This is a genomic window from Paracoccus sp. Ld10, from assembly GCF_045064235.1.
GTDB lineage: Bacteria > Pseudomonadota > Alphaproteobacteria > Rhodobacterales > Rhodobacteraceae > Paracoccus.
This window is the reverse complement of the sequence record NZ_JBISHD010000017.1, coordinates 1-5,718: the sequence shown is the minus strand read 5'-3', so window position 1 is coordinate 5,718 and position 5,718 is coordinate 1. Positions and strand designations below refer to the sequence as shown.

Genomic DNA, 5,718 nt, shown 5'->3' with positions numbered 1-5,718 from the left:
TGGCCTGCCGTGGGACTTCGGAAAACAAGGCTCCAGACGCGCCATCTGCGCCTCGCTCAGCCAGAAGAGATCAGACATATCACCGCTCCGTTTCCAGAACCCTGAATCACGCAGCCAATCTGAAATCAATGGGTTCAAACACCTAGCCGCGGTATCCGTGGCAGTTATGTTGTGACCGGCGCAATGACGCCCGAATAAGCGATTTCATTTGCTCTGTTGACCAGACACGGAAATATCAGAGCGAGACCATACAGGGCTTTGCCTCATGACGTTCAACCTTTCTACGATCGAGGCGCAGCTTAAGCTGCTGTCATGGCGTGATACACAGTTGCAGTCGATTACTGCCCAGTTTGAAGGAGCTTGGCCTGGGCTGGAATTGGCCATCAAGAACCACGTTGCAAGTATGTCCCTCTGGGGAGTTACTCGCGCCCACTACGATATTGGCCCTATTGCGGGCGAAATTATTGTCCCATGGGCTGAGGAGCAGGGCCGCATCGCCGCGGCCAGAGCCGAAGAAGGGCTGGCGGAAATTTTGGCCAGCGCGCCGCATGGTGCTCTTTCCGATTATGCATCCACGGCGCTCCCGGCAATCGCGGGGGTTAGCCTGCTAGCCGCGTCTGTATTGGTGGTGCCGGCTGTCGTTTCCTATGCGACTGTGGCGTCGGTTTCTTTCGTCGTTTTCACTACAACCACAGTCAGCACACCGATCCTTCTGGTGGGCGGCGCAGCAATTGCGGCACTTTCCATGACCGGAACGAAAGCCCTAGGTCATGCAACAGATCGGATCCGCTCCCACTTCGAGGATCGATTGACCCGATATGCAAGGACCGTGGTCTTTGGGGATGGGCTCGCACCGTCAGCCCGCTGCCTACTGAATGACACTCAGGCCATCGTCCTAAGGGCGGGACAAACATCGCTGGAGACCTTCTGATGCCGTTGCTCTATGAAATACCCGGCGCGCTACAGGAGGCCCTTACTTCTGGCGGTGCTCAGTTATTTGGTGCAATCATCAAAGACAGTTCGACCGGCCAAATTCTCGGTCATGTGCAGCAAACGGCAGCACTGCCGCAGTTTCTCGATCAGGTTGCAGGCGCTGGTGCGCAAGCCATGAACGGGTTCTCACCCCTAGGCGTGATCTCGGTAGTGCAGAACGAGCATCTGCGTTAGGGCATTTCAGCGTTGAAAGAGGGGATGGTCCTGATGCAGGGCCTTCAATATGGGACGCTGGCTCTGTCCGGCTTGGGGTTGGGAGTATCGATCGCGGGTTTTGCCGTCATGGCGGCAAAGCTTCGAGGCATCGAGACCCGTTTGGAGGCCATTGCAAGCGCTGTTGGGCAGACAACCAGCGACCGGCGCGAGGACAATATCCGAGGCATTCTGGCGGATGTCGCCGCCGATATTCGGAACGTTGACAGTCTGACCACTCGGCTCGATCCACAGCGTGTGGCGGAGCAACTCCAGGTCAGCCTCTCTCGCAGCGCGGCCCGACTGGATGCCCACTTCCGGCGCGAAGCGGATGTCGCATGCCAAACATCAATACCTTTGGAGCAACTCGACCGCTTATGGACGCTAGCGGCTGCAATCCGGCTCTGCCAGGAAGCTGCAATTCAGGCGTTGTTTGCGGCAGACGAGTTGGCCACAGCAGAAGATTACGCGAGCCGTTGCATGCACGATCAGATGGCATTGCTTGAGATGCTTAGCGCCGACAGCTCGGTGCGGCTCGTGTCACGCGGCAATTCGTGCCTTCGATCGACTGCATTAGCCCAAGCCGAGCATCTTTCAGACGGTCTGAAAGGCGGTGTTATGACGTTGGTTGGCCAGATATCCATCGCAAATACCGTGAAAGCAGAAGGAACGCGGGGCATCGACTATCTGCGGCAACTGAGGGTTGAGACTAAGGCGCCGCTGCTGTTTTTGCCAACTCGGGTCCATTCGACGAGCCTTCAATAGAGCACGCACGGATGCGCGCGTCAGGATAAGCTGTGAGCCGCGCGCGGAAGAACTGCAGAAGCTCGGCGAGCGCACGCGCTTCGGCGCCATGGTCGTGCGCCCAGAACGCACGAAACTGGCCATCGAGCCAGACGCCAGGAAGATACTCGAGACCACCTTCGAAATGTGGATCGCCTTCGATGTCATAGCACTGGTCGCCGACTTGCGGCTCCGGCAGCAAGTCAAACCTCTTGCCACGGTCCGGTGCGCGCAGCTCAAACGCGGGTTTCGCGGTCTTGGGGGCGTGTTGAAGGCGTGCCTGCGTCACTAAGCGGAGGCGTGTGTTCTCCTCCATGCTGCGGATCGGATGATCGAGACCTCCAAGAGCTTCCATGGTCCGGATGCCCGCAGCTTGAAGGCGTTGTAGCGCATCGGTCGCAGGGTCCCGTGCAAGCCGCAGGCCAGTCCTTCTTCCAGAACATCGCGCCACATGCGCCGGGCGCCATAGGTTCGATCACTGGCTTTGAAGCTCGTCTCGATCGCCATGACCAGCTTGGGCTCATGGATATCGCGGGTGCTGGTCGGGCGGCCCTGCCAGGCGTGAAAGCCGCAGCGCGAAACCTCCAGCGCCTCGCAGAGCGAACTGACTGGCCGAATGTGCCGGCGCCTGGCAATGAAGGCGAACCTCATGTCGCCTCGCGCGCGAAAAAAGCGTTCGACCATTGCCCTTGCACCAATGGCGGACAATGCTCTCACCCTTCTTGAGGATGTCACGCTCCGCCCGGACCCGGACGACCTCTTTCTCCAGGGCTGCGATATCGACCAGATCGGCACGCATCTGCCCGTTCCCGCAAAAGGCAGCAGCCGGGGCTGCACTCAGCTCCCTCATCCAGCGGCACGAGCCACACTCTCGGACAGATCGAAATCGCGGGCCGCCTGCGACACCGCTACGCCCCGATCGGTTACCAGCCTCACGGCCTCTGTCTTGAACTCACGGCTGAACTTTCGTCTCGTCATATCCACTCTCCAGTTCCTGGGTCACGATCCTATCTTCGTGTCCACGAAACCAGCAGCAGATCTCAGCGCCCGACGACCGAAACCCAAAAAGTAGGAGGCGACCCCTTCTTTTTAGGTTGCGGCTCTTATTGGCTGGTTGCTTTTTCGCAAAGCTAGCTCAGACCAGACCACCGTTGGCACGTAGGGTCTGACCGTTGATCCAACTGCCATCTGGACCAGCAAGGAACGCCACAGCGCTGGCTATATCTTCTGGCGTGGCGAGGCGCTCCATCGGCGACATCATTTTTAGTTTATTGATAAACTCATCGGACTTTCCGTCCAGAAACAGCTCGGTAGAGGTCGGGCCGGGGGCGACGGAGTTCACGGTGATAGTGCGGCCTCGCATCTCTTTGGCCATGATGCCGGTCATCGTCTCAATCGCGGCTTTGATGCCCGCGTAGACACTGTATGTCTCCAGCTTGAGCCCGACGACGGAAGTGGACAGGTTCACGATGCTGCCGCCGTCACGCAGGCGCTTTGCGGCCTCGCGCAAGGTGTTGAACGTGCCTTTAAGGTTTACGGCGACCTGACTGTCGAAAAGATCGTCGTCGCTATCGACAATCTTTGCCAGCTTCATAATGCCTGCATTGTTCACCAAAACGTCTATGCCGCCAAATGTTGTTTCTGCGCTGTCAAATAGATGTTTCACGGCCGATACGTCAGAGACATCTGCCTTTATTGCTATCGCACGACCTCCAGCAGCTTCGATTTTTGCCACCACTTCCAAGGCTGCCGTTTCGCTCCCAGAATAGTTGACGACCACGTTAAAACCATCGCGGGCAAGCCTTGCCGCGATAGCTGCGCCTATTCCGCGCGATGCGCCGGTTACAATGGCTGTTTTTTGTTTCGTCTCTGTCATGATGCTTCCTTTGGCGGGCATAGGGCGGTCGTCTAAAAACGTGTTTTTCCTCATTTGGCAGGCTCAGCAGCTGTCGCGGGCTTATCGCGCCGCCCTTCCTTTTCGCCAAAAATCAACATGGCGGGTGTCACGATCAGCGTCAAAACTGTGGCAATCACCAAGCTGTTAGTGAAAGACAGCTATTTGAATACCTGCCTCTGGAGCTTAATTCGGCATTTTTAGAAGATACACCCCTCACACTTGGAGATGACACTCGGCGCCGCAAAGGTTGGCCAACGTTCGGTTCGGGCCGTCCCTGTCGGACGGCTCAAACCCCTAGATTTCAATAGCTTCCGATATTGCCAGTGCATTTTCAAGTTCGACATCCAAGTATCTGACAGTGTTGTCCATTTTTGTATGGCCCTAAAAAAGCTGAACAGCACGCAGGTTTCCTGTCTTCTTGTGGATCTTCGTGACCTTTGTGCGCCGCATCGAATGAGTGCCGTAGGCAGTGGCCTTTAGCCCAATCGACGACACCCACTCCCGCACGATCCGTGAGTACTGGCGCGTGAAGCAAGTATCGCGCGTCTTTATTCGCAAGCAAGCTATCTCGTCCGAGGTCTCCTTGAGTAGCAGGGTTGGGAAGTCGTTCGCGAGCAATAGATCGAAAGCGCTGGTGTCACGTTGACGAACTTTCTGGTGGAGAAGCGCTCCGATGAGTCAGTCAAGGGCACCGACGTTGCCGCAAATTGAGAGCAAAGCTGACCTCCATGTCCGACAAATGAACGGCAATTTCGTCCCACGTAGCAGACTGTGCATGCTTGATCTTGCTCCGCCGAGCACGAACGTCCGGTTTGGAGAAGTTGCACGGCAGTATCCGTCAATCGTTGAGCGGCCGGAATGGGCCGCGTGCGCCATGCAGCCACCTTATGTGGGAAGGGCGCTATCTCGATGCGGCCATGGAAGCCTAGAGTGTCTCGCGCGATGAGATCGACGTGGTACTACGCCAAGGCGGACAGTTCGACATCAAGGGTGTTTGTCCATCGTTCTGGAAACGGACGGCTCCATGACGGTGATCCCAAACTGACCCGGGTGGCGGTCTTGCCATCCGTCTGGCAGGATGACAGGTCCCGAAGAACGGCCGATGATCAAGGACAGGCTTAGGGAGGATGCGACATTGTTGTCCATGGCAGACCATCTGGGATCTGTCGCGGTCGTTCTGGGATGAGTTGCCGTCCTGATCGAGCTGTTCGCGATCGCCATACTGCTACTGGGCATTGTGCGGGTTACGGGGTGGTTCGTCTCTGGCGAGGTTATGCGGCGCGATGCGCATGAGCGCGATCATCAACTCAATCGCGGTCGGCTGGCGCTTGGCAGGCATATTCTGGCGAGCCTCGAGGTTCTGATTGTCGCGGACCTGATCCGGACCGTGCTGCACCTTACGCTTGCCAATATCATGCTGCTTGGGGGGCTGGTACTGATCCGCTCCTTTATCTCCCTCTCGCTCGAATATGAGATGAGGACGCTAAAAAAGAAATGACCGCGCAGACGGGATGGGGCGCTGTCTGCCCTATCGGCCTTGACCTGCCCCCCGTTGGTCCCTCGATCATAACGAGAGTCTGCCGGTTTGTGCGCTGCTCCCTAACCTTGGACCGCCGGATGCTGGAGTTTTCCGGCTTGGTCCGGCGACGGGCTGGCTGCGCCGCCGGGATAATGCAGGGCGATCGGGACGTTATATCCGATGGCGCTGTGGGGTCGGTCCTCGTTATAGTGCCTACGCCAAGTCTCCAGTTTTTCCTGTGCGTCCGCAAGGCTCATGAACCAGTGCGCGTTCAGGCATTCCGACCTGAGCTTGCTGTTGAACGCTTCGATAAAGCCATTGTCGGTGGGCTTGC

Annotated in this window: 7 protein-coding genes and 3 pseudogenes; 4 read left to right on the top strand and 6 right to left on the bottom strand. The window is 57.5% G+C overall.

Annotation, left to right across the window (positions count from 1 at the left end; translation table 11 throughout):
* Positions 1-78: pseudogene (locus ACJJVR_RS05060) on the bottom strand (IS5/IS1182 family transposase); the annotation flags it as partial.
* A gap of 187 nt (positions 79-265) precedes the next feature.
* On the opposite strand from ACJJVR_RS05060, the gene ACJJVR_RS05055 reads away from it, so the two are divergent.
* Genes ACJJVR_RS05055 through ACJJVR_RS05045 form a run of 3 tightly spaced genes read left to right on the top strand, consistent with a single transcriptional unit; the run spans position 266 to position 1,950 of the window.
* Entirely contained in the window at positions 266-931 is a 666-nt protein-coding gene (locus ACJJVR_RS05055) for a hypothetical protein (protein ID WP_405402738.1), read from the top strand.
* The gene (locus tag ACJJVR_RS05050; RefSeq protein ID WP_405402736.1) at positions 931-1,167 is read left to right on the top strand and encodes a hypothetical protein; all 237 of its coding nucleotides are present in this window, start codon (positions 931-933) and stop codon (positions 1,165-1,167) included. The genes ACJJVR_RS05055 and ACJJVR_RS05050 overlap by 1 nt, the downstream gene beginning before the upstream one ends.
* 24 nt (positions 1,168-1,191) lie before the next feature.
* Positions 1,192-1,950 (top strand): hypothetical protein, encoded by a 759-nt coding sequence (locus tag ACJJVR_RS05045; RefSeq protein ID WP_405402735.1) that lies wholly within the window; start codon positions 1,192-1,194, stop codon positions 1,948-1,950.
* Here ACJJVR_RS05045 and ACJJVR_RS05040 read toward each other — a convergent pair.
* The 4 genes and pseudogenes from ACJJVR_RS05040 to ACJJVR_RS05025 all read right to left on the bottom strand — a co-directional run.
* Positions 1,895-2,284, bottom strand: coding sequence for a hypothetical protein (locus tag ACJJVR_RS05040; protein ID WP_405402734.1), 390 nt, complete (start codon positions 2,282-2,284; stop codon positions 1,895-1,897). The two genes, ACJJVR_RS05045 and ACJJVR_RS05040, sit on opposite strands and share 56 nt — an antisense overlap.
* A gap of 50 nt (positions 2,285-2,334) precedes the next feature.
* A pseudogene (locus ACJJVR_RS05035) lies at positions 2,335-2,952 on the bottom strand (transposase); the annotation flags it as partial.
* Between the two features lie 151 nt (positions 2,953-3,103).
* Positions 3,104-3,844: an SDR family oxidoreductase gene (locus tag ACJJVR_RS05030; protein WP_405402732.1), complete on the bottom strand. Its 741-nt coding sequence runs from the start codon at positions 3,842-3,844 to the stop codon at positions 3,104-3,106.
* Between the two features lie 315 nt (positions 3,845-4,159).
* Positions 4,160-4,393: pseudogene (locus tag ACJJVR_RS05025) on the bottom strand (tyrosine-type recombinase/integrase); the annotation flags it as partial.
* 745 nt (positions 4,394-5,138) lie between these two features.
* Here ACJJVR_RS05025 and ACJJVR_RS05020 point away from each other — a divergent pair.
* Positions 5,139-5,363 (top strand): DUF1622 domain-containing protein, encoded by a 225-nt coding sequence (locus ACJJVR_RS05020; RefSeq protein ID WP_405402729.1) that lies wholly within the window; start codon positions 5,139-5,141, stop codon positions 5,361-5,363.
* A 101-nt stretch (positions 5,364-5,464) separates the two neighbouring features.
* On the opposite strand, the gene ACJJVR_RS05015 is transcribed toward ACJJVR_RS05020, so the two are convergent.
* Positions 5,465-5,718 (bottom strand): transposase (locus ACJJVR_RS05015; RefSeq protein WP_405402727.1); only part of this gene is annotated, 254 nt, incomplete at its 5' end.

Bases quoted from the DNA above. Each gene is read 5' to 3' on its own strand.
- ACJJVR_RS05055 (WP_405402738.1), top strand. From the start codon at position 266: ATGACGTTCAACCTTTCTACGATCGAGGCGCAGCTTAAGCTGCTGTCA.
- ACJJVR_RS05050 (WP_405402736.1), top strand. From the start codon at position 931: ATGCCGTTGCTCTATGAAATACCCGGCGCGCTACAGGAGGCCCTTACT.
- ACJJVR_RS05045 (WP_405402735.1), top strand. From the start codon at position 1,192: ATGGTCCTGATGCAGGGCCTTCAATATGGGACGCTGGCTCTGTCCGGC.
- ACJJVR_RS05040 (WP_405402734.1), bottom strand. From the start codon at position 2,284: ATGGAGGAGAACACACGCCTCCGCTTAGTGACGCAGGCACGCCTTCAA.
- ACJJVR_RS05030 (WP_405402732.1), bottom strand. From the start codon at position 3,844: ATGACAGAGACGAAACAAAAAACAGCCATTGTAACCGGCGCATCGCGC.
- ACJJVR_RS05020 (WP_405402729.1), top strand. From the start codon at position 5,139: ATGCGGCGCGATGCGCATGAGCGCGATCATCAACTCAATCGCGGTCGG.